Origin of the sequence: Trabulsiella odontotermitis (assembly GCF_001188485.1) — a bacterium.
In the GTDB taxonomy this organism is placed as follows: domain Bacteria; phylum Pseudomonadota; class Gammaproteobacteria; order Enterobacterales; family Enterobacteriaceae; genus Trabulsiella; species Trabulsiella odontotermitis_A.
Genome location: NZ_JNGH01000026.1, coordinates 1 through 231, shown reverse-complemented (window position 1 = coordinate 231; position 231 = coordinate 1). Strand labels below are relative to the sequence as shown.

Here is a 231-nt window from a genome sequence, read left to right as displayed (position 1 = left end):
CACTGGTCGAGTCGGCCTGCGCGGAAGATGTAACGGGGCTAAACCATGCACCGAAGCTGCGGCAGCGAACGTATCACTTAAAACGATTCACAGGCTTAACGGCTGACGGAGCGAAGCGACGTCAAAGCGTTTTACAAAGTCGAGTCGGTTTAGGGATACGTTCGTTGGGTAGGGGAGCGTTCTGTAAGCCGTAGAAGGTGGTCTGTGAGGACTGCTGGAGGTATCAGAAGT

Annotated in this window: 1 rRNA gene; it reads left to right on the top strand. The window is 54.1% G+C overall.

Annotated elements, in window-relative coordinates:
* Window positions 1-231, top strand: a 23S ribosomal RNA gene (locus GM30_RS01695); the annotation flags it as partial.